This is a genomic window from Rhodococcus sp. NJ-530 (genome assembly GCF_003860625.1).
GTDB lineage: Bacteria > Actinomycetota > Actinomycetes > Mycobacteriales > Mycobacteriaceae > Rhodococcus_F > Rhodococcus_F qingshengii.
On sequence record NZ_CP034152.1, the window covers coordinates 5,895,120 to 5,918,023 of the forward strand.

The following is a 22,904-nucleotide window of genomic DNA, read 5'->3' on the forward strand; positions in this document are numbered from 1 at the left end:
TCAGTGCTGTTCGAGGCTGAGCTGATCCGCCCAAGCCGACACGTCCCCGCGTTCCAGAGCCACCGCCAGCAGTTCCGGAAACTTGTCCGGCGTGCACGCAAACGCGGGAATCCCGAGGGCACTCAGCGACGCTGCATTGTCGTGATCGAACGACGGTGCCCCGTCGTCCGAGAGTGCCAGTAGAACCACGACTTGAACGCCGGAGTTCTTCATGGCGGCCATCCGGCGCAACATCTCGTTGCGAATACCGCCCTCGTAGAGGTCCGAGATCAGAACGAACATCGACTCGGCAGGACGCGAGATCAGTGACTGGCTGTACGCGATTGCGCGGTTGATGTCCGTGCCCCCACCAAGTTGGGTCCCGAAAAGGACGTCGACTGGATCGGACAGTTTGTCCGTCAGGTCGACGACGGCAGTGTCGAAAACCACGAGCGAAGTCTTCAGCGCCTGCATCGACGCCAACACCGCGCCGAACACGGACGCGTAGACGACGCTGGACGCCATCGAACCCGATTGGTCGATCGCCAGGACTACGTCGCGCTGCACGGATTTCGACTTGCGGCCGTATCCGACGAGCCGCTCGGGGACGACGGTTCGATACTCCGGAAGGTAGTGCGACAGATTTGCTCGGATGGTTCGGTCCCAGTCGATGTCACGCAACTTCGGATTCGACGTTCTGGCCGAACGATTGAGTGCCCCGGTCACTGCGGCCTTCGTTTTCTGCGCGATTCGCTCTTCGACTTCCCGAACCACCTTGCCGACGACCATTCGAGCAGTGGCCTTGCTGGCCTCCGGCATGACCTGGTTGAGGCTCAGCAGCGTCCCGACCAGATGCACATCGGGCTCGACGGCATCGAGCAGTTCCGGTTCGAGCAGCAACTGCGCCAAACCCAGTCGGTCGATCGCGTCCTTCTGCATCACCTGCACCACCGTGCTGGGAAAGTACGTCCGGATATCGCCGAGCCATCTGGCGACGGACGGAGCCGACGCCCCCAATCCGGCTGAGCGGCGTCGCCCCTTGGTCGGGCCGGACGAATCGTAGAGTGCGGCAAGAGCTGCATCCATTCGACGCTCGCCCGGTTGGCCCAGCCCACCCGTCGATTCTTCGGCGGATTCCCCGAGCATCAGTCTCCAGCGTCGAAGGCGCTGATCGTCGTCGCTCATGCGCCCACCCCCAAGATGTCCGCAACGACCGCCATTGCCGCTCTGCCGCGTCGAGCATCGGTCTCCACTGTCGTTTCGACGCGTCGTCCACCTCTGACCGCCTGACCGATCGCTCGACGCTCCCCCGCCTCGAACGCTCCGAACGTACGTCGAAGCAGTGGAAGCGTGTCGATGAAGTCCTGCTCACGAAGTTGGCGAACCCACGTGTCGATCAGCGTGAGCAACGCTTGATCGTGAACGAGCACAAGCCCTCCTCCACCGAGAAACCCGTCGACCCACCCGGCTTTGGCTGTCGGCGTGCTTCCCACGGACAGGGCCCGAGACAAGCGCTGGGCTGCAGCGGTTTCCGTGATCGAACCGCTGTCGCGCAGTAGCCGCACCATCCGGCCGACGAGTAATCCGTTGACGTCGTCACGGTCGATCACGCCGGCCATGGCCTGCAGCCACCGTGCGCTCGCATCGCGATCGTCACGAACCATGACTGCCGAGTGAACCTTGTCGAGGTGTTCGCGAAACTCCTCGGCACTGGGATCGTCCAGGCCCGTGACGGCGACTGCGAGGCCGGTGCAAATGCGGATCAACAGGCTGTCGGCGACGTCGACCAATGCCGACACGTCGGTTCCGCGCACATCGCCGTACCGCAGCGTTCGCGTCAGCGTGGGCAGCGCCGCCATCAGGTGCGACACGTCATGATCTAGTGCCGCAACCGTTTTCACACTTTCCAGCACAGCGGACAACGCTGCCGGCAGGTTTGCCAGGAGCGAGTTCTCCAGTAGTCCGATCAGTGACGCGAGAGAGATGTCCGGCTCGTTGATCTTCGAGACGACACGTGATGTTGCCGCTGCAGCCACCGTCGTGCCCCACAGCGACGCCTCGATCACCGAGACCGAGAATTCGGGCTTCCATTGCAGCGCCCAAGTCTCCCGGAACGTTCCGGTGGAACGGACCTCACTGTCGGCCGGGGTCCCCCAATCGATCTCGAGGATCCCCAGTCGGTGCAGGAACTGGGAACGCTCGACGTCGATATCGCGTCGCAGGTCCAGATCGAGAGTCTTTGCTCCCGCTTGTTGTTTGAGCCGCAAGGTCTTCGAGCGTGCGCGCAGGTCTGCTTCGAGTGGGACTGTCGGAGTTTCCTCGGGCACCGCGCCCAGCGCTTCGCCCACAACCAATCTTCGCGTGATCAGATCCAGAAGAACGTCGTTCCCGTCGCACATCACCGACCTCGTTGCCTCGGTGACCTCCGACAATCCCGCCAAGGGTCGAGAACGCAGTGCCGCCAACGTATCTGCCAAACGGACAGCTTCGATGACGTGAGCACTCGAGATCGGAAGGTCCTCGTCCCTGAGCACCCGCGCAACTTTGGTGAGCCACCGCGTGATCGTCTTGTCGTTCGCGGTGAACAGGTGGTGGTACCAACCCGGCGAGGTGATTCCGGCGCCGTAACCCGATGCCGACGCCAGGCGTGAGTGAGTCCAGGGAACCCATGTCAGCGAGGTCTTGACCTTGGACATTCCTTTGAGGATGCGAGCATCGGGTGCCGCCGGCCCCAAGGCTCCGCCCAACGCCGGCGCGTGCCAGGCTCCGCAGACGACCGCTACCCGCTCAGCGCCATCTTTCAACGTCTTTCGCAGCACCTGACGCATATACGCTTCGCGATGCGCTGCCTCCTCGTCGATCGGCACTGTCTCACGCAGCGCCTCCATCGCCTCGGTGATCGCATCGAAAGAATCTGCGCCCGAGCTAGATTCGATCACCGAATCCCACCAGCGTTCGGTGTCGTCGAAACCCGCGGCCGCGGCCAGTTCCGACAGAGGATCGCCCTCGCGGACAGTACGAATCCCCTGATCCGCCAACACGTTGAAGGCGGGCAGATCGCAGAACCGTGCCTGCACACCGTTCTTCGCAGCCCACTGCAGCGCTTGCCATTCGGGTGAGAACACCGCAAACGGCCAGAATGCCGCCTTCGACGGTTCGCCAGTGGCGTACGCGAGCAACGCAATCGGTGGTTTCATCGATTCCGACGCCGCCAGCATCACCAACGGGTCTGCGTCCGAAGGCCCTTCGATCAGGACGACGTCAGGCGAGAACTCTTCCAGGCCCTGCCGAACCGAACGAGCAGATCCCGGGCCGTGGTGACGGATACCGAAGACCCGGACACGCAGGTCCGGAATCACGATGGTCACCCGGTGACCTCGCGGCACGCCCGGTAGAAGTCGGACCACTCGCCGCGTTCACGCACTACTGCCTCGAGGTACTCGTTCCACACCACCTTGTCTGCGACCGGATCCTTGATCACCGAGCCCAGGATTCCGGCAGCGACGTCGGATGCCCGCAGTACGCCGTCCCCGAAATGCGCAGACAACGCCAAACCGTTGGTGACCACCGAGATCGCCTCCGCCGTCGACAGAGTTCCGGACGGGGACTTCAACTTGGTGCGGCCGTCGGTGGTCGTGCCTGATCGCAGTTCCCGGAACACGGTGACGACCCGGCGAATTTCCTCGGCTGCTGCGGGGGTTGTCGGCAATTCCAGTGCTGCGCCCAGCTGTTCGACTCGACGTGCCACGATGGCCACCTCGTCTTCCTCGCTGGCCGGCAACGGGAGGACTACGGTATTGAACCGTCGACGCAGTGCGGACGACAGGTCGTTGACACCGCGATCGCGATCGTTGGCGGTAGCGATCAGGTTGAAGCCCTTGGCTGCCTGCACCTCGATGCCCAGCTCCGGCACCGGCAACGTCTTCTCGGAGAGAATGGTGATGAGGGCGTCCTGCACGTCGGCCGGAATACGCGTCAACTCTTCGACGCGGGCGATCTTCCCGGTTTCCATCGCCGTCATCACGGGAGAAGGCACCAGTGCACCGGCGGTCGGCCCCTCGGAGAGAAGACGTGCGTAGTTCCAGCCGTAGCGGATAGCTTCCTCGGGCGTACCCGACGTGCCTTGAACCAGGAGCGTCGACGCACCCGAGATTGCGGCCGAAAGGTGTTCGGAGACCCAGGTCTTGGCCGTACCGGGAACCCCCAACAGCAGTAGCGCCCGGTCGGTGACAAGAGTTGCGACGGCCACTTCCATCAACCGCCGTGGACCGACGTACTTCGGCGAAATGACGGTTCCGTCGTCGAGAGTGCCACCCAACAGATACGTCACGACGGCCCAGGGCGACAAGTTCCACGACGGTGGACGCGGACGAGCATCCTGCGCGGCCAGTGCTTCGAGTTCGAGCGCGTACTCCTGCTCTGCGTGGGGCCGCATCAGCTTTGCCGGTTGCGCGAGCTTTTCCGGTTCCGTGGTGGGCACGGTTACGCTGTCAGTCATGTGAGCTCCTCGAGCAGGGTCTTGCGGTGGGTGATGGCGCTGGCAGTTCTGGCGAAGGTCTGCCGCCAGTCGGGGTCACGAGCACGCTCCGCCGCACGCTCCAGCAAAGTTACTGCGCTGTAAGGAAATCGAGTCTCGGCCAGGCGCAGCGATGCGACGTACTTGTAGCGTGAGAATTCGCCGGCCTTGGCGCCTCCGTCGGCACGTCTAGCCGCAACTCGTTCCCACTGGGCCACCACTGCCCGGGTGATGTCCTCGGGCCATGGACCTCGCAGAGCGTCGTAGATCGCTGCCCGGCCCGGGTGCAGAACATTGGCGTCGCCGTTTCCGGACCTCAACAGATCAGCCAGCGCCTTGGCCGGCACCAACGGGAGCACGCGTCGATCGGTGGCCGTGCCGCGCATACGAACGAGTTCCAGCGCCCATTCCGTATTGTTCTGCGCGACTGCGGCGGTGGACCACGCGTCGTGAAGGATCGGCTCCCAGCCTTCGTCAACGCTCATCCCCAAGACCTTGCCTGGTCCACCGATCATGTTGTTCCACAGAGACAACGGCGCAGAACTGATCGCCTGACGCACATACTCCGCACGATAGTCGGTGTGTGGATTCGGCCGGTCTTCGATGCCGTCTCGCCTCGCCGCTGAATCGACTTCCTCAGGCGGGACGATGACGAGCGTGGACCGAACGAGTTTCCGTTCCACCCGCACCCATTTCCGAACCCGAGCAGCCATTCTCTCCCCGAACTCCGATTCGGGGAGTTGTCCGAGTACTTCCACTGCCGCGCGTCGCACGTCCTTGCGACGGTCGTCGAGGGCTTCCTCCAACAATGGTTGATCATCCGCACTCAGTCCGTTTGCCAGCGCCGCGACGAAGGCAGCCTTCTGTTCGCCCCGCTCGGTGCCCCAGGACTTTCGGAGTTCGGCCAGCGCCAGCGCGGGATCTGTTCGACGAGTGTCTATCAGCCACTGTGTGCGCTGCGACGAACTTCCGTGACGCCACACGTCCGGGTTGGCATCCCTGGTTCGGACGAGTTTGCTCCACTCGGGGTTTTGCGCGGCAAGCCATCGACCACGCTCGCCGACAATCTGCAGGATGCTCTCCCGGTGAGCTTCACTTGCACGTGCGAAAGAAAGCAACTCGGCGACCAGATGATCAGGCGCACGGTAATTGTGCTCCAACGCGACTGCGAACCATTCGTCGAGCAAGGTCGCCTTGGCCGCGAGCATCGACAGCAGATGCGCCGATGAGGATTCCGGCAGCGTGAATCGAACATCGTCTGGCGCAGGTGTCGGCACCGCCGCCGTGGTGGAGCCCGCACCACCACGGCGGTACGCCCTCTCCAACGCTGCTCCTGCGAGAAGCATCTCGGCAGGATCGCCGTCGAGTTCGCGAGCGTAGCCACGCACTTCAGTCGGCAGCTCCTCGAATGTTGTTGCTGTTCTGGCTGTCCCAAGGAGCGCCGCTGAGATCAATGTACTCACAGCACGATCACCTGCCCTCCCGTGAAAACCGAGATCGGAGTAAGAGCCAGCGCGTTCCACGTTCCGCAGACTGTGACCGGGTAACCGCCGGAAATGCCGAGCAACTTCCACAGAAGATCCGAATCACCCTCTGCCCGAAGCGCTGTGCCCGATTCGTCGACGACAAACCATGATCCGTCGACGAACGACGGGACCACCGAACTGATCACTGCCGGCCACGAGCGCAACCATGGATCCGCGGCGAGGGCATCGGTAAACTGCTGCAACGCAGTGTCGATGCTTCCGAACGGCATGGTTGTGAAGGGCTCCGGTTCTCCGTGCGTGACCCCTATCCGCGCCCGCAATGCCGCGGCACCAGGATAGAAATGAACATCGGCGTTGAGCAGAAACCCGACTGGCGGCGTTTCGGTGGCAAAATTGGCCGACCCGTGGGAGAAGTCGAGCAGCATGGCCCACCGCTTCGAATTCCTGCCGAGCATCCACACCGTTCGGGTGAACAGTCGCTTCTCCTCGGTGATCCCGGAACCGAGAATCATCCAGTTCTCTTTCACCGGAATCGATTCCATCACACTCTCGGTTGAGACCGGATAGCCGACGTGTGCTTTCACCGAATAGGCAAGATCTTCCGGCAACTCGGACAGCTTCTGATGCGCAGCAACCAGCAGGTGCAACCGAGCCAACTCGTCGAGGACTGTCTCGGGCCAGTTCTCGGTAGACGCAACGGTGCCCGCCAAGGCTCGAAGTGTGCCTGCGACACCAGGCGCCTGAGCATCCACCATTCGAGCAGCTACTGCGTCGAAGCCCGCCCAGGATGTGTCCATCGCTGCCAGACCACTGCGAATCTGATCGGTGATCCACAGGTCCAATTCGACGAGACCGCTCGCAACGCGGTCGGCGCGCTTCTGCGCTGTCGCCGGGTCGGGAGCCCTCTTGGGAGCCTCGTCGCCGGTCTCAGCCCTTTCGCCGCGGGTCTCGGCCTTCTCCTCGCGGCGCAACAACCACTCTGCCGCGAAGTCGGCGGGCTCGTCCGCCGACGGCACACGCCCTTCCGACCATTCCACCAGCAGCCCCAGAGCATGTTTGCACGGAAACTTTCGACTGGGGCACGAGCACTTGTATGCAGGGCCCCTCAGGTCGACCACTGCTTGATACGGCTTCGAGCCGCTGCCCTGACACAGCCCCCAGAGCGCGAGACCCCTGTTGCCGGCATGGCTCCACGAACCAGCCAACTTGCGCGCAGCGGCCAGCGATGCGGCGTCGGGAGCTACCGACGCCACCTGCCCAGCTGTCCACGGCGAAGTCACTCGACCACAGTATGACAACCCGCTGACATCACAGAGTCAGGCCGATTCGTTGGTGAATGACCCCTTGACTCGAACACATATTCGAATATGATTTGGGGAGGGGATCGGGGGATTCAATGAGTGTCTTGTTGTCGGATGTGGTGTCTGGTTCTGCGGTGGGGTTGCGCGGACGGTTGTGGCGGTTGACTGCTTCGGAGTTACGCGCTGCTGTTGTCGAAGCGAGTGCCGAGATTCTGCGCCTGGAAGCCGTTCGAGTGGCGGTGGTGGACGAGTTGTCGACGCGCCCGGATGATCAGGTGATTGCCAGCCGCGGGGTGGGTGCGTGGTTGGCGGCGAATACGATGCTGCAGGTTCGGGACGGGAAGAAGATCGCCGCCCTGGGTGCAGCTTTGCGACCGTTTCCTGCGGTGGCTGCTCGGTTCGATGGCGGGGATTGCTCGTTCGATCATGCCGTGTTGATCGTGGCGTTCTGTGAGTCACCACCGAAAGGCATGCCGGACGAAGCGCTCCCTCGTTGTATCGACCTACTGTTGGCTGCTGCGTCGGGTGTTGAGGCGACGACGACGAAGGTGCGGAACGTGATCGCGACCTTGGAGCGAATCTTCGAATCCGATGAAATTCCACCCGCCGAAGACGTCGACCGGAACGAGCTCCGGATCGCCTCGACATTGAACGGTCGAGTGGTGGTGCGCGGCGATTTCGACGCCCTCACCGGAGAAATGTTGTTGTCGGCGTTGTCGAATCTGACGATGCCCACCCCAGCACCCGATGGAACCCCGGATTCTCGGTCGGCGGCGAAACGGACCGCGGACGGGTTCACCGAACTGATCCGGCGTTACCTGGACTGCGCCAAAACCGGCACCGACGGTGGTCAGCGTCCGCACGTGAACGTGCACATCAACGCTCGGGATCTGGCCGAGCATCGGGACTGCGCCGCCACACCAACTGATGGTGGTGGAGTGGCTGTGTCGGATCTTGATGTCGGGCACATGCCCTGGCTCGGACCGCTGTCCGTGTCACAGACCAGGCTCCTCGGGTGTGACTGCTTCCTGTCCACCGTGCTGCTCGACGATCATGGGGCACCGCTCGATGCGCAACCAGGAAAACGGTTGGTCACCGCCGAACAGCGAGTGGCGTTGATTGCCCGAGACAGAGGCTGCGCGTTCCCGGGCTGCACATGTGTACCGGCGTGGACGGATGCGCACCATATCCGGCACTGGGCGAACGGCGGGCCGACGGTGATGAACAACCTGGTCCTGCTGTGCCGTTCACATCATCGGCTGATGCACCGCAAATCCGGGTTCGTCGGTAAATGGGAAATCCGGATCGGTGTCGACAACAAGCCCTGGTTCATCCCACCACCCTCGATCGACCCCGGCCAGCACCCACGGCCCGCGAACACCACCTTCAAAACCTGAGGGGTCAAACCTCTTTGGCGACAACAGAACACGGCCAGGCTCCGCATCGGACATCAAACCCCGATACGGAGCCCACAGGCCGTGTCGCATCCACGACTCACGACGATTTGGCCGGGCGCAAGACCGATCTACCCAACAACTCACAAACCTGCAGGGCCAGAGCAAGATCCAACTTGTCTCGGCCGGCAGCAACTGGATCGCCGAGCGCCTTGTTGATGCGATACTTCACCGTATTCCGGTGCAGATTCATGTGATTGGCAGTGTGCAGATGACTTTCACCATGTGCAAAGTACACACTCAACGTCGTCCGCAAGGATGCAGCAGAGGGCGTATCTTCCGCCAACGGGCCAAGCACCTCCCAGACCCACGACTTCGTCGAATCGATGTTCTCGGACAGAAGTGAAACCACAGCGACGCCGCGGTCTCCGAAGCTCACCACAGGTCGCTGCGGTGTATCCGGGACGGCAGCAACCGAATAGGCGGCGGTTGCCTGTTCGTGGGACCGTTTGAAACCGTCGACCCCTGACCCCGGCAGTCCGATTGCCACCCGCGCCCCGCCGTCCAACGGCACTGCCGCCGCGAGAACCTCCGGATCCGGCGCAGGCACCCGGCGACCGAACGGCAGCCACGCCCACACCGTGCGTCGATCGATGGCGGTGATGATCGGCGGCTTGTCCGCTCCCGCCGCTGCGCCGAGATCACGTACGAGTCGGTCCAGCGTATTGATGCCCATGACGTCGGCATCCCACGTCGACCAGACCACCAGGGCGACGTGGTTCTGACCGAGGCGGTACCCTGTCTCCGCTTCGAAAGCAGCGGTATCTGCGTTGGTGCCGGACAGGAGGGCGTGGATTGCGGCCGAATGGAGGTTTCCCTGCGCTGCCATCCATCGACTGCGTTCCCGCTCGTACGCGTCGAAGACGTAGAGCGTGATCCAGTCGATGTAGCTGTAGACCACGTCCGAAGTGTGTTTCAGGACAGCCAAAGTGAGTCGCGCCGGAATATCCAGTGTGCTGATCTCGTCGTGGCAGATCCGCATCAGATCGCCTTGGCCCATGTGATAGGCCCGGACAAGGGAGTTGGACGGGACATCCCGCTGCGCCAGACGCAGAGCGTATTCCACTGCAGCAGTGGTGGGTTGGAGATGATCGATCGGAATGTCGTTGGCCAATACGTGGATGATCGTCGTGATGTTTCCCTGCACGCTGGCCTCGAGCATTTCGAGCAATTTGGCGTCTGCATCCAATTGGTCGATTTCGTGAGCCATCATGAAGGCCATCTCACGCGCGATGTCGGCGCTGCGCTCGTCGAGTCGTAGTGCCAACTCGGCAACCACCGCAAGCACTTCCGGCTCCGCGGCTGCAGGCACTCGGGCGAGGCGCCGCATCGCACCGGCGCCTCGCTCCTTGTGCGATGGACTACTCACAGAACTTCCGCACCCTTTCGTCGCAGGTACTTCAGAGCCGATTCGGCTGCGTTGTACCCGCACATTCCATGTGCTCCGGCACCCGGCGGGGTCGAGGCCGAGCACAGGTAAGTGCCCGCGATCCCCGTGCTGTACGGATCGACTGCGACGCGCGGACGCAAGACAACCTGCAGTTCGGTGTTGGCACCTCCGATGATGTCGCCGCCTACCTGATTCGGATTGTCCTCTGCCAGGTCAGCTGTACCACTGCTCGACGTCGCGACGATCTGCTCCCGGAATCCTGGCGCAAACCTCTCGATCTGACGGATGATCGCCTCCGTAGCGTCGCCGGCGTAACCGTGAGGCACGTGCGCATAGGCATACAGCGGATGAACGTTCCCGGCAGATCGGGTGGGATCAGCCAGGTATTGCTGACCTAGGAGCACGAACGGCCGGTCCGGCATACGGCCTGAATTCGTCTCACGCTCAGCGGCCACGATTTCGTCGAAACCACCTGCCAGATGTACAGTTCCGGCCCGACCACAGTCCGGATTGGTCCACGGCACATGACCTTCGATCGCAAAATCGACCTTGAATGCTCCGGGAGCCTGCTTGAACTTTCGATAGGCCCTCGCCACTCGACCAGGGAGTCGATCGCCCAGAATTTCGAGCGCACCCCCCGGATTGACATCCAGCAGAACAACATCGGCGTCCGGAATCTCGGAGACCGTACGAACCCGAACGCTGGTGTCGATCTTGCCGCCGTGATCGAGGAGCATCGCAGCCATCGCGTCGGTGATCGACCGCGAACCTCCCTCGGCAACCGGCCAACCGTAGCGGTGACCAGCAGCAGTGATCATCAATCCCACCGCCGAGGTGGCCGGACGGTTGAGTGGATAGAAGGCGTGTGCGGCAACCCCGCCGAACAGCGCCTTCCCCTTGTCCGTCTTCCACAACTTCGCGGTCACCGTTGCCGGAAGCAGCGCTCGCGGACCGAAAGCTGCGAGCCGCAGCGGATGGTGCGGAACATTGACGATCGGGCGCATCAGATCGGACGCCAGCGCATCGAACCCAGTCGACAAGTCACCGAACATGCGTTGCCATCGAGGCCCGTCAGCGCCGAGTCCCGCAGCCGTCTGCTCCAGCGAGCGGTACAGAACCCCGGCGTCCCCGTTGTCGAGCGGATGCGCGCAGTCCACCTCTGCCCATCTCCAGATCAGCCCGTATCGCTCGAGGTCCAGCTTGGACAGGTACGGCGAGCCGATACCCATCGGGTGAAACGCCGAGCAGTGATCATGGATCAACCCCGGCACGTCGATCGGACCGGAGCGGGTGCCTCCGCCGATCTGGTCGGCAGCCTCGAGCACCTGCACGTCCACACCGCTACGTGCGAGGTGTACCGCGGCAGCGAGCCCATTGGGCCCGCTGCCGACGACTACGGCCTTTGTCACTTACTCACCTCTTGCTCGCTACCGCTGACCCTCGTACGCATCTTCGGTTCGGAGACAACCTGCGGATCCGTTGCCGCGCGGTCGGCCCGTACGTCCAGTGTCCACTGAACGTCGAACGGAATGGGCCCGTTCGGCAACCACGGCTGTTCGGCGACTGCGTCGGCGACCTTGAAAGTACCTCGTTCGATGACACCGAGAGCGGCATCGATCACCTGGTACTCCTGCGTTCCCTTGTGGATGGGCTGCGATTCGATCCAGGTCACCAGGAACTCACCGGGTGCGAAATTGCAGCGACGCTGAATGGCTGCGATCAACTTCGCGTCGTGCAGGTGCCCGTCACCGAAGTTGAAGGCGACGATGGAGTTGCACATGAACTCTGCTTCCCGCAGTGAGTACGTGTTGATGTCGTCGCCGAGGTGCCTGATCATCAGAGAGAACAGCGCACGCCCCTGGCTGTGCATGGAACGCCAGCCCAACAGCTGATGCAGAACGACATCGGACACATCTTCGGGGTACATCGTCATCAACTGATTGCGCGTATCCGGCGACGGACGCTTGATGAACTGGTCGATCTTGGCTTCAGCGCCCGGCGCGAATGCCCACGTCGCGGATGCCCAGTTGCCGGCGTACTGGCGCATCGACGGCAGGAAGGACACCAGATCGGGTCGAAGGTTTCCGAGAATGGGGAAGAAGGCAAGGGCTGCAACAATTCCCGCGGTAATCCACGGTGAGGACATGGCGCCGAGTCCGTAGCCGTCCCATGCCGGGAATCCCAGGAACAGAAAGACCGAGGCGTAGGCGAACAGAAGATTCCATTCGAGTGGGACGGCAAGCGGGAAGGTCGACGCGATGAACAGATGGAATCCGACCATGAGGATCACGGCGAGGATCGTGAGGGTTTTGTTCGTCGAGAACAGCAGTATCAACGGGGTGACGATTTCGACCATCGTTCCGGCCACGTGTGCGACGCCGCCGCCCAGGTGTGAAGGCCGCAGATCCTCCGGGAAATTCCGGTAGTGGGCGCGCTTGATCTTCTTCGACGGGATCCACGGGGTATTGCTGAGCATCGGAGGAACCACCAGCGAGAAATGGCGACCGAACTTCGAGACACCGGCACCGATCCACACCATGACGATCAGCAGTTTGAGCGCCAGGATCATGTCGACGAACGGCAGGAATGTGAAGAAGAAGATCGCCGGCAGGTACTGCTCACTACGGGCAGCGATGAAGGGCACCTTGTCCCGCAACCCGAGAATCACCATGAGTACCAGGAAGGAGTACAAGACCGTCGGGCGCACCAGTCCGGCATTGTCAGCGATTGCCGAGTCGATTCCTGTGGTGTGAACACCGGGGAGAACAGCGGCAACAAGGAGATTGGCGACTGCGGCGACATAGATGAAGACGTCGAACACCGTGCGGGTGTCACCCGAGGTGAGCGGCACTTTGCCCGGCCACGGTGGCAGACGAATGGTGCCGGGGCGGAGCCAGTAGAGAACTCCACCGGTCATCGGCTTGAAGTGGCCGGCGAGCGGCCCCCAGGATCCTGCCAAGCCCAGCATCTCGAGCATCATCGTCCAGATGATGAGTTTCTGGTAGACGATCGGCTGGTTCCACCACGATCCGATGTCGAACCACGAGAGGCCGGAAGTCAAAGTGGCAACGGCTGTTCCAGCTGCCAGGTAGAGGAACAACAGTTTCATGATGTAGACGGTGTGGACCATCTTCGGCGTACCGAAGCCGTAATCCACCCAGTGCGTGGACATGTCACGCAGACGCTCGAGAAACGGCTTGTCCATGAACGTTGCCGGATCGACGGGAGGGAAGTTTCCTTCTTTGAATCCCATGATGTGCTCCTGAAATACGGAATGTGGGCATGACGGATCGACTCGACGGACGTCGTCGAGCTGTGCTGGTATTACGGGGAAGTGACTAGTGAGCGGGAGTTGCGCTCAAAGCTCGTCTCATTCCAGGTTTGTCGATCTTGCCCACCGGGTTTCGGGGAAGCGCATCGACGACGTAGATCGCCACTGGCACCTTTACTCGGGTGAGCAAGGCCGTGACATGTTCGAGCAGTTCGTCTTCGGTGACGGGTGCATCGGGGTAGGCGACAACATAGGCAACTGGCACCTCTCCGTAGACCTGGTGCGGAGCGCCGATGACGGCTGCCTCGAGCACGGAAGGATGTGTAGCGAGCGAGTTTTCGATCTCCTTGGGGTAGATGTTCTCTCCCCCACGGATGATCATGTCCTTGATGCGATCGACCAGGGTCAGGTAGCCGTCCTCGTCGAGGACTCCGACGTCACCGGTATGCAACCAACCATCCTTGACGGTCTTCGCAGTCTCCTCCGGCTTACCCAGATAGCCAAGCATCACGTTGCCACCCTTGATGACCACCTCTCCGGCAGTCCCGGCGGGCGCAAAGGTTCCGTCCTCGGCAAGAATGGAAATCTGCTGGCCGGGCAACGCCGGGCCGACCGTACCGAGTTTGCGCACGCCGTCCACAGGATTGCAGGCCGACGCACAGGTCCCCTCGGTGAGTCCGTAACCTTCCACGATCACGAAACCGAAACGCTGCTCAGCGCGTTCGAGGAGTTCCTTGCTGATCGGCGCCGCACCGCACACGGCAAACCTCAAGGACGACGTGTCGATCGAAGGGTCTTCCGGCTGTGAGGTCAGCATCGCGTAGATTGCCGGCACCGCCGAGAAATACGTGGGGCGAAGCCGCGCGACGTCGTCGAAGAATCTCGAAACCGAGAACTTCCCGGTGACACTCACCTGTCCGCCGACAAGTAAGGGCGTCAAGACGCTGACGCAGATCGCGTTGACATGGAACAGCGGCAGAATCAGCAGGCAGTGATCCGCGCCGGTAACACCGATGTTCTTGCCCATCGACGAAGCCATGAACTGCAGGTTGGCATGAGTCAGCATCACTCCCTTGGGCCGTCCGGTGGAGCCGCTGGTGTAGATGAGCAACGCCAGATCGTCTGCTGCAACATCGATTCCGGGTCGGGGATCGGTCGGCGGCACTGTCGCCAGATCCTCGACGGCCAACACTGCGCGGCCGCCCGAGGGTGCGTCGGCAGTGGCGGTGATGACCAACTCGGCCCCGGAGTCCGCGATCTGGTAGTCCGCTTCGTTCGCGGTGAACATCGGATTGATGGGTGTAGCGGCAGCACCGATGCGCCAGGCAGCCATGATCGCGATCAGCAACTCGACGCGATTGGGCAGCATGATCGCCACCACGTCACCGAGGCCGATTCCGAGTCCAGCCAATTGCGCGGCAACAGCTTCCGTGCGATCTGCGAACTCTTCATACGTGAGTTCGACGTGGTCGTCCCGCAAGCACGGCTTCTGCCCGTACTTCTCTGCAAGATCCCAAGCCAGATATCCGATGTTCGCCACGAGAGTCAGCACCTTTCATTCGTGTGTGACTCAAAACACTATCGGCGTCCTGCGGCCGAAGAAACGGTCCCAGGGGATCAACTTGTCCAGGTTCTTTGTTCCCTGAGCACAACACCGCCCGAGCACAACACCGCACGTGCGGTGCACATCAGCTAGACGGCTGATGCAACACCTCGTGGGCGCGTCTGGTCACCACCTCGGAGATCCGGCGCAAGACAGGTGACGACAGTTTCCACTGCTGCCAGTACAGCGGAACGTCGTCCACGAAGTCCGGATCGAATCCGATCAGCACGCCGGAACGATCGTCGTCGCCGCGCTGCAGGTCCGGTATCAATCCCCAGCCGTATCCCCGCCTGACGGCGTCCGCGAAGTCTGCCGATGAAGGAACAAGATGACGGGGCGGATCGGCGGGGTGGCCGACCTTTTGATCGAGGTACCGATCCTGCAGCAGATCCTTGCGATTGAACACCACCAGCGGCGCCTCCGAAAGGGATTCGGCCGTGACACCGTCTGCGAACCAACGACGGCAGAACTCTGCACTCGCCATCGGCCGATACCGCATGATGCCCAACCGACTGGAGGTACACCCTTGAATCGGTGACGCAACAGACGTGACGGCAGCCATGACCGAACCGTCGCGCAGCAGTTCGGTGGTGTGGTCTTGATCGTCGAGATGAAAATCGAAACTGACTTCTTGCGTGAACTCCGCGAGGGCCCCGAGAACCCAGGTGGACAGCGAATCGGCATTGACCGCGATCGAGACACGCGCAAACATCCCTGAACCATTTTCAAGGCCGAGCTCTCGCACGGTGTCACGCGACAAAGCGTCTATCTGACGTGCAAGACGCAGGACTTCTCTCCCGGAATCGGTGACCTGGACGGGTTTGGTGCGCTGCACCAGGATCCGGCCAACCGAGGTCTCGAGACCTTTGATTCGTTGGCTGACCGCCGAAGGCGTGATGTGTAGTTTCCGCGCCGCCGCCTCGAAGGTTCCCTCGTCGACCGCGGCGTGCAATGCCCTCAGTTGCTCGAAATCCAACATAATCTGAAGCTACTCTGATGTGTCCTTAGAATCATTAGCTGGACTGAATGATATCTGCGCGGCAGGCTCGACAACATGCTCAGCACCAACGACCCTGCGTCGGCCCTCGTCGGTTTCGGGGTCGGACTGTCTTTGATCGTCGCAATCGGCGCCCAGAATGCGTTTGTTCTTCGTCAAGGCCTGACGCGATCGCACGTACTCCCGATCGTCGCAGTGTGCGCGTTGTCAGACGCAATTCTGATCCTCGCGGGCGTCAGCGGAATCGGGACCCTCCTCGAACACGCACCGTCGATGATCACGTTCGTTCGTATCGCCGGCGCCGTTTTCCTCCTCAGCTATTCGCTCTTCGCCGCCAAGCGGGCACTTCACCCCCAGACGTTGGCACCGGATCGACATGGCAACGGGTCGAGGCTTGCCGCCGTCACGATGGCATTGGCTCTCACCTGGCTCAATCCACACGTGTACCTCGACACCGTCGTGCTCATGGGTTCCATCGCCAACGGTCGCGGCGAGATCGGACGTTGGTGGTTTGCCGCCGGTGCCATCACGGCAAGTGTGGTCTGGTTCGGCGCCCTCGGTTACGGCGCACGTCTGCTGACGCCGCTTTTTGCGAAACCCAACGCCTGGCGGGTTCTCGATGCTCTGATCGCCGTGATGATGGCGGTTCTCGGAATCAGCCTGCTTGTCGAATTGTGACCAGGCTGCACAACCTCGATCCGACCCTGCGGGTAGCGCGATGGGTTACCGTCCAAGGTGAGGAAGCTCAATTCACCTGTCGCGAGTTGTGACCATCAGGTAGGGCTGATCACGATGACCGAGGACGATGGCGGCACCGAACCGCGTGACTCCAACCGCGGACTGGGTTTGCTGTGTCTACTCGCTGCGGTCGCCGGCGTCGGGGTCGGATTTGTCGGCGGCGCGTTCCGTTGGTGTCTGATCAGGGCCGACGAACTTCGTCAGGCGATCGTGAACTGGGCGCATCATGTTCCGTACGTCGGGTGGCTCGTGCCGGTCCTCCTGGTGGCCCTGTGCACCGTACTTGCCGTACTGATCGTCAGACGAGTGCCCCTCGCAAAGGGAAGCGGCATCCAGCACGTCGAGGCGGTGTCCCGCGGTGAAGCGAAACCGCCGGGAATCAGTCTCGTGCCCGCCAGATTCATCGGCGGCCTCTTGGCGATCGGCTCCGGTCTGGTTCTCGGCCGTGAAGGCCCCACCGTACACATGGGTGCGGCGATCGGAGCAGAAGCGGGACGGCGAGCCCGCCTCACCGAACCCGACGTCGCCATGCTGCAAACATCCACGGCCGGAGCAGGACTCGCTGTCGCATTCAACGCGCCGATCGCGGGAGCACTGTTCGTCTGCGAGGAGGTGACGCACTCGTTCCGGCTGCGCACCGTGCTGCCAACGCTTTTCGGTGTTTCAGTGGCGGTGGGCTGTGCACGGATCGTCATCGGTGATCAACCCGATTTCGAGGTCGGCACCGTGCCGACACCTCAACTTGCACTCTTGCCACTGTTCGTCGTCTTCGGAATCCTCACGGGGCTACTGGGTATTGCGTACAACCGCCTGATTCTGGGACTACTCGACATCGTGGCACGACTCGACAAGATCCCACCGACTGTCATCGGCGCAACGATCGGCGCCGTCATCGGCCTGACGCTGTTCCTCGACCCGTTGGCCAGTGGGGGCGGCGACGTTCTTGCACAGATGATCGTCGGCGGAAGGATCTTCGTACTGCCGATCCTGCTGCTGTACTTGGTGGTTCGGTTCTTCACCGGCCCGCTCTCGTATGCCGCTGGAACTCCCGGCGGACTGTTCGCTCCCTTACTCGCTCTCGGCGCGCTCTGGGGGTCGATCTTCACCGGACTGTCGAGCTTCGTGCCCGGAGTGGACGCCGGGCTCACGGTCACCATGGCCACCGTCGGTATGGCTGCCTTCTTCGGCGCCGTAGTACGCGCACCGTTCACCGGCATCGTGATCGTGGTCGAAATGACCGCGGTGACGTCGACGCTGGTCCCGATGCTCGCTGCCACTGCGGCAGCGGTATTCGTCACCACGTCGGCAGGGTCGGCACCTATCTACGACAGTCTGCGCGAACGGATGTTGGAGCCGCAACGCCCGCATACGGATTGATCCCCGCACACGGGTCATTGCAGCACGGGCGCGCTATGTGAATTCAGAATTTGCAGATGACTTCCTCGGAGAACCTGCGTACCGCATCTTTCTTCGCTTCCAGGTCGCAGTCGAACCCGAGGCCGTACATGGCCCAAGGAATGACGATCGATTCCGTCACTCCGCTATCGGCCAGTTCCAAGGAGCCGTCGAGACCGAAGCGATCGGCGCAGACGGCCTGAATTTCGAACGGGGACTCGGCGCGCCCGTACTCGACCCGCAGGACGCCGATCCTCGCGATGAGAGCTTGCAGATCAGCGAAAGAGACTGTAGCCGAGGTCCAACCGTCACCCACTCGCGCTGCACGGCGCAATGCGGCCGCGGAATGTCCTCCGATGTAGATGGGGACGGGATCGATCGGCGCCGGGCTCATCTGCAGCCTGTCGAAGTCGAAGAACTTGCCGTGATGTTCGACCATACCGCCGCCTAGAACCAGTCGCAGTACCTCGAGCATCTCGTCGACTCGCGGGCCTCGATCCTTGGGGGAAGCGCCGCACCACTCGAATTCCTCTGGCGCCCAGCCCACACCGACCCCGAGACCGAAGCGGCCTCCTGTCAGATTCGCGACCGACCCCACCTGGCTTGCCAGCAGCAGAGGATTGCGTGAGCTGAGCTCGAGCACCTGCGGATAAAAGCGAATCTTCGACGTTCCAGGTCCCATGAAGGCCGCGGCAATCATGGGGTCTACAAATGGTGTCTTCGCGTCCCACATCCGCACACCGTCAGCGGTATACGGATACCCGGTAGCGCCCCGCTCGGGAAAGAACAGTGAGTCGGGCATCGTGATCGAAGAAAAGCCGCATTCTTCGGCCACTTTCGCAAGTGCAACGAGTTGAGAGAGGGGAATCATAGCCACGGCGAGGCTGAACTTCATCGGAAGATCCCTCTGTTCAGTTGACCGGAGCGACTGAAGTGCCTCGATGAGCTCGACGTCGGTTCGCACCGATCGGCTTGGGAGACAGTGGATCCTGAACAGTCACTTCTTGCAACGCTCAGTCATACGACAACTCCCCCGCAGTGCGGTCGAAGCATCAGCCACCCTCGGTTGGACAAGGACGTGTTCGAGGTTACAAAGCTCCCGCTACTTCGGCTCGGCGGCTTCCCGCCAGGCGGACACATACCAAGAACTTCGGGGTCCTGGTGACACCTGGCACCCCACTCCCCCTGATTTCGCACCGTGCAACCTGCGAATCGGCCTACTGATGCAAGGGAGTTCCGACGTAGTTCTCGGCGATCAGCGTTCGTCCCGCCACGGAACGCGTGACCATGTCCAACTCGGCCAACTGTCGGCGATGCCCGAAACCGCTGTCGTCTGGCAAGCGATGGAGCATCGACGACATCCACCACGAGAAGTGCTGCGTCCGCCACACACGCGGCAACACCGTTTCGGTGTACCCGTCCAGCATCTTTCGGTCGGACGAGGTGAAGAAACCGTCCATTGCCTTCGCCAGTGCGTAGACGTCGGCGATCGCGAGATTCATTCCCTTCGCGCCGGTCGGCGGCACGGTGTGCGCCGCATCCCCTGCAAGAAACAGGTTGCCGTGCTGCATCGGCTCACACACGAAGCTGCGGAACTGGAGGATCGACTTCTGAAAGATCCTGCCGTCCTTGATCTCCGCCCCCTCACCGTCGACGCGCATGTGCAGCTCGTCCCAGATTCGATCGTCGGACCAGTTGTCCACGGAGTCGTCCGGATCGACCTGAAGGTAATGACGCTGTACCTCGGGCGTCCGTGTGCTGATCAGTGCAAACCCGCGCTCATGGTTGGCATAAATCAGTTCTTCGGACGACGGCGGCGCCTCGGCCAGGATGCCGAACCACGCGAAGGGATACTGGCGGAAATGATCCGTTCGGATCGACGGTTCGGGAATCAGCTTTCGCGTTCCGGTGCGTGAACCGTCGCAACCGGCCACCAGGGCGCACTCGAGCTTCTGATCATTTCCGTCCGAGTCGACAAAAGTGATACTCGGGCGATCCGATTCGTGATCGTGTACTTGCGCGTCGGACACTCCGAATCGAATGTCCCCGCCGTCAGCGAGACGCCGCGCGATCAGATCCTTGAGCACCTCGTGTTGCGGATACACCGTGACTGCTCGCCCGTCGGTCAGTTCGTCGAACGCGATTCGGTGCCCTCGTCCACCGAATCGCAACTCGATTCCGTGATGTTCGAGGCCCTCCCGCTTCAGTCGATCACCGAGTCCGGTCTCGACCATGAGATCAACCGTGTTCTGTTCGAGCACGCCGGCACGAATGGTGCCTTCTACCTCTTCGCGGGTGCGGCATTCCAGGACAACCGAATCGATTCCCTTCAGGTGCAACAGATGCGAGAGCATCAACCCGGCGGGACCACCACCGACGATTCCGACCTGGGTGCGTGAAGAAGACATACAGAGAGCTCCTGAGGTGAGTGACGATTGAGACCACCCTCGACCACGATCACTCCTCTGAACAGCTGCAATTTCACTCAGTGAAAGACCGAAACGAGCTATCGAAACCCACCGCTACCAAGCCCGCGTGATATTCCACGGGCGGCCGCGACCAACGCGGGCAGTAAAGGAGCTGGATCCTGCTCCACCGGAACAACTGTCGAGACCGCTGCCACGACACTGCCCCCGGCTTCGCGGACAGGAGCGGCGACGGCAAGGGTTCCGACGTTCAGATACTCACGACAGACCACGAATCCGGCGCGCCTGATCTCGTCGAGAGTTGCTCGCAAAATCCGCTCGGAAGTAATGGTTTTGGGAGTGAACGACTCGAGGCCGGCGCGAAGGACGTCGTCGAGAAGCTCGGTTCCGCCGTGCGCGAGGAGAATCAATCCACCGCTGGACGCGTGCAACGGCAATCTTCCGCCGGCACGGCCGACCACGGTGACGGCGCTACGCGAGGACAAGCGCTCGAGGTACAGAGCCTCGGTGCCCTCACGAACGACCAACTGCACGTTCTCTCGGGTGACCTCGTACAGGTCCTCGAGGAACGGCAACGCCACCTGCCGTAGGCCGTGAGCGCCGGGAGCAAGAGCGCCGATCTCCCACAACCGGACTCCGACCTGGTACTTGCCGTCACTCCGACGCTCGAGTGCGCCCTCAGCCACCAACTGCCCACACAGTCGGTGGACGGTGGGCAGAGGCAAACCGCTGCGACGACTGATCTCCGACTGCGTCAACCGCGGCGATTTCGCGTCGAAGGCACCGAGCACGATAAATGCCCGGCCGATCAACGAACGCTCGCCTGATGCCATTCACACAGTGTGACTGACATCAGGCGAAACGTGTTCAGGCGGTGCGAAGCTACGCGGAGTGCGCCAATTCCGGTTCGCGTTCGGTCACCGGCGGCGTGGCCTCGATCTTCATCGGCTCCTGCGCGTAGTGGAAGTGCGGACGACGGTGACCGATGAACGAACCGAACCACGACATCACAGCGACATACCGGTTGCGGAAGCCCACCAGATACATCACGTGCACGGCCAGCCACATGAACCAGGCGATCGTGCCCTTGAACTCGACCTTGCGGACGCGACACACAGCGCTGAATCGGCTGATGATCGACATGCTGCCCTTGTCGAAGTATTTGAAAGGCGTTCCGGCCTTGACCTTTCCGTTCACAGTCTTCGCTGCATGACGGCCACCCTGCATTGCAACGGGCGACTGACCCGGCAGACCGTTCAGCGAAGTCATGTCGCCGATGGCAAAGACATTGGCGAACCCGCCGACGGTCAAGTCCGGATTGATGAGCAGACGACCTGCACGGTCACTCTCACAACCGGTCGCCTCGCCGAGCACTGCTGCGAAGTCGTTGGCGCGAACACCGGCCGACCAGATGACGGTCTCGGCGTCGATGCGCTTCTCTTCCTTGGTCTTTGCCGAAGAGACGGTGACACCGTGCTCGTCGATGGCGGTGACCATGGTGTTGAGAACAACCTCGACACCCGACTTCTCGAGCGAGGCCTGTGTGTACTCACTGAGCTTGCCGCCGAAGGCCGGAAGCGCAACGCCCGCGCCCTCGACCATGGTGACCGTGACCTCGTCGGCGCTGATGTTGTTGATGGACTTGGCGAAGTAGCGACGCGCCAGTTCCTTGATCTGTCCGGCGAGCTCGACGCCGGTCGCGCCTGCACCGACGACAACGAAGCTGAGCAGGTTGCGGCGAACCAGCGCGTCGTTGGTGGTGTGAGCCTCTTCGAAGCAACGCAGGATCTGCTTACGCAGGACCTCGGCATCCTCGACGGTCTTGAGCTTGTAGGTGACCTTTTCGAACTCGTCATGACCGAAGTACGCCTGGGTGGCACCGGTGGCTGCGATGAGCGAGCGGTATCCGAGAGTGTGGCGGGTGCCTGAAGCCTCGTAGACGACGGTGTTCTCTTCGGCGTTGACCTCGACGACGCGACCGAGACGCACGTCGGCGTTGGGGTACTTCTGCAGGATCGTGCGGATGGGCGGAGCAACTTCGCCTGCCGACAGAACACCAGTCGCCACCTGGTAGAGCAGCGGCTGGAAGAGGTGCTCGGTGGTGGCGGAGATGAGGACGAACGGCGTCTTGGACTTCGCGAGGGTCTTGGCCGCGGCGAGGGCTCCGAATCCCGAACCGACGATGACTACCTGAGTCTGCTCGTGTCCAGTCGCGTCGATGTCAGCGCGACCCGCAGCTGTTCTATCCACAACAAATCTCCTCAACCAAATTGAAAGTATGACTATTACGGTATGGACTGATCATGGGTCGGGTCCAGCTAGCTGGAGTATTCGCAAGACTGTTATC

At 61.9% G+C, this 22,904-nt stretch carries 17 protein-coding genes; 3 read left to right on the plus strand and 14 right to left on the minus strand.

Going from position 1 to position 22,904, the window contains the following annotated elements; translation table 11 throughout:
* From EHW12_RS27580 to EHW12_RS27605, 5 genes are read right to left on the minus strand one after another with little or no spacing between them, the layout of a single operon-like run.
* Entirely contained in the window at positions 1-1,164 is a 1,164-nt protein-coding gene (locus EHW12_RS27580; RefSeq protein WP_047269390.1) for a VWA domain-containing protein, read from the minus strand.
* The gene (locus tag EHW12_RS27585) at positions 1,161-3,347 is read right to left on the minus strand and encodes a DUF5682 family protein (RefSeq protein ID WP_241199059.1); all 2,187 of its coding nucleotides are present in this window, start codon (positions 3,345-3,347) and stop codon (positions 1,161-1,163) included. The genes EHW12_RS27580 and EHW12_RS27585 overlap by 4 nt, the downstream gene beginning before the upstream one ends.
* Positions 3,344-4,477 carry an AAA family ATPase gene (locus EHW12_RS27595; protein WP_007730564.1) on the minus strand — a complete coding sequence of 378 codons (1,134 nt, stop codon included), beginning with the start codon at positions 4,475-4,477 and terminating at the stop codon, positions 3,344-3,346. The genes EHW12_RS27585 and EHW12_RS27595 overlap by 4 nt, the downstream gene beginning before the upstream one ends.
* Positions 4,474-5,958 (minus strand): DUF5691 domain-containing protein, encoded by a 1,485-nt coding sequence (locus tag EHW12_RS27600; protein ID WP_039973159.1) that lies wholly within the window; start codon positions 5,956-5,958, stop codon positions 4,474-4,476. The genes EHW12_RS27595 and EHW12_RS27600 overlap by 4 nt, the downstream gene beginning before the upstream one ends.
* Complete coding sequence (locus tag EHW12_RS27605; protein ID WP_039973158.1) at positions 5,955-7,262, minus strand: SWIM zinc finger family protein; 1,308 nt, start codon at positions 7,260-7,262, stop codon at positions 5,955-5,957. Before EHW12_RS27605 ends, EHW12_RS27600 begins: the two co-directional genes overlap by 4 nt.
* Positions 7,263-7,378: 116 nt before the next feature.
* On the opposite strand from EHW12_RS27605, the gene EHW12_RS27610 reads away from it, so the two are divergent.
* Positions 7,379-8,680, plus strand: coding sequence for an HNH endonuclease signature motif containing protein (locus EHW12_RS27610; RefSeq protein WP_125052226.1), 1,302 nt, complete (start codon positions 7,379-7,381; stop codon positions 8,678-8,680).
* A gap of 97 nt (positions 8,681-8,777) precedes the next feature.
* On the opposite strand, the gene EHW12_RS27615 is transcribed toward EHW12_RS27610, so the two are convergent.
* The 5 genes from EHW12_RS27615 to EHW12_RS27635 all read right to left on the minus strand — a co-directional run bounded on the left by EHW12_RS27615 (position 8,778) and on the right by EHW12_RS27635 (position 15,980).
* Positions 8,778-10,067 carry a helix-turn-helix domain-containing protein gene (locus tag EHW12_RS27615; RefSeq protein ID WP_007730558.1) on the minus strand — a complete coding sequence of 430 codons (1,290 nt, stop codon included), beginning with the start codon at positions 10,065-10,067 and terminating at the stop codon, positions 8,778-8,780.
* A 35-nt stretch (positions 10,068-10,102) separates the two neighbouring features.
* On the minus strand, positions 10,103-11,536 hold the full coding sequence (locus tag EHW12_RS27620; protein WP_064443602.1) for an NAD(P)/FAD-dependent oxidoreductase: 1,434 nt from the start codon (positions 11,534-11,536) through the stop codon (positions 10,103-10,105).
* Positions 11,533-13,380 carry a DUF3556 domain-containing protein gene (locus EHW12_RS27625; RefSeq protein ID WP_042451545.1) on the minus strand — a complete coding sequence of 616 codons (1,848 nt, stop codon included), beginning with the start codon at positions 13,378-13,380 and terminating at the stop codon, positions 11,533-11,535. Before EHW12_RS27625 ends, EHW12_RS27620 begins: the two co-directional genes overlap by 4 nt.
* 85 nt (positions 13,381-13,465) lie before the next feature.
* Positions 13,466-14,938 carry an AMP-binding protein gene (locus EHW12_RS27630; protein WP_125052228.1) on the minus strand — a complete coding sequence of 491 codons (1,473 nt, stop codon included), beginning with the start codon at positions 14,936-14,938 and terminating at the stop codon, positions 13,466-13,468.
* 148 nt (positions 14,939-15,086) lie between these two features.
* Positions 15,087-15,980, minus strand: a complete 894-nt coding sequence (locus EHW12_RS27635) for a LysR family transcriptional regulator ArgP (protein ID WP_007730552.1) — start codon at positions 15,978-15,980, stop codon at positions 15,087-15,089.
* 75 nt (positions 15,981-16,055) lie between these two features.
* Here EHW12_RS27635 and EHW12_RS27640 point away from each other — a divergent pair, with 75 nt between their 5' ends.
* Positions 16,056-16,676, plus strand: a complete 621-nt coding sequence (locus tag EHW12_RS27640; RefSeq protein ID WP_003943198.1) for a LysE/ArgO family amino acid transporter — start codon at positions 16,056-16,058, stop codon at positions 16,674-16,676.
* 114 nt (positions 16,677-16,790) lie between these two features.
* Positions 16,791-18,113 carry a ClC family H(+)/Cl(-) exchange transporter gene (locus tag EHW12_RS27645; protein ID WP_007730549.1) on the plus strand — a complete coding sequence of 441 codons (1,323 nt, stop codon included), beginning with the start codon at positions 16,791-16,793 and terminating at the stop codon, positions 18,111-18,113.
* Positions 18,114-18,156: 43 nt separating this feature from the next.
* On the opposite strand, the gene EHW12_RS27650 is transcribed toward EHW12_RS27645, so the two are convergent.
* The 4 genes from EHW12_RS27650 to EHW12_RS27665 all read right to left on the minus strand — a co-directional run bounded on the left by EHW12_RS27650 (position 18,157) and on the right by EHW12_RS27665 (position 22,807).
* Positions 18,157-19,026: a TIGR03619 family F420-dependent LLM class oxidoreductase gene (locus EHW12_RS27650; protein WP_007730547.1), complete on the minus strand. Its 870-nt coding sequence runs from the start codon at positions 19,024-19,026 to the stop codon at positions 18,157-18,159.
* Positions 19,027-19,348: 322 nt separating this feature from the next.
* The gene (locus EHW12_RS27655) at positions 19,349-20,539 is read right to left on the minus strand and encodes a 4-hydroxybenzoate 3-monooxygenase (RefSeq protein ID WP_007730544.1); all 1,191 of its coding nucleotides are present in this window, start codon (positions 20,537-20,539) and stop codon (positions 19,349-19,351) included.
* A gap of 98 nt (positions 20,540-20,637) precedes the next feature.
* Positions 20,638-21,390: an IclR family transcriptional regulator gene (locus EHW12_RS27660; protein ID WP_003943227.1), complete on the minus strand. Its 753-nt coding sequence runs from the start codon at positions 21,388-21,390 to the stop codon at positions 20,638-20,640.
* Positions 21,391-21,439: 49 nt separating this feature from the next.
* Positions 21,440-22,807, minus strand: coding sequence for an NAD(P)/FAD-dependent oxidoreductase (locus tag EHW12_RS27665; RefSeq protein WP_003942969.1), 1,368 nt, complete (start codon positions 22,805-22,807; stop codon positions 21,440-21,442).
* Positions 22,808-22,904: the final 97 nt, after the last annotated feature.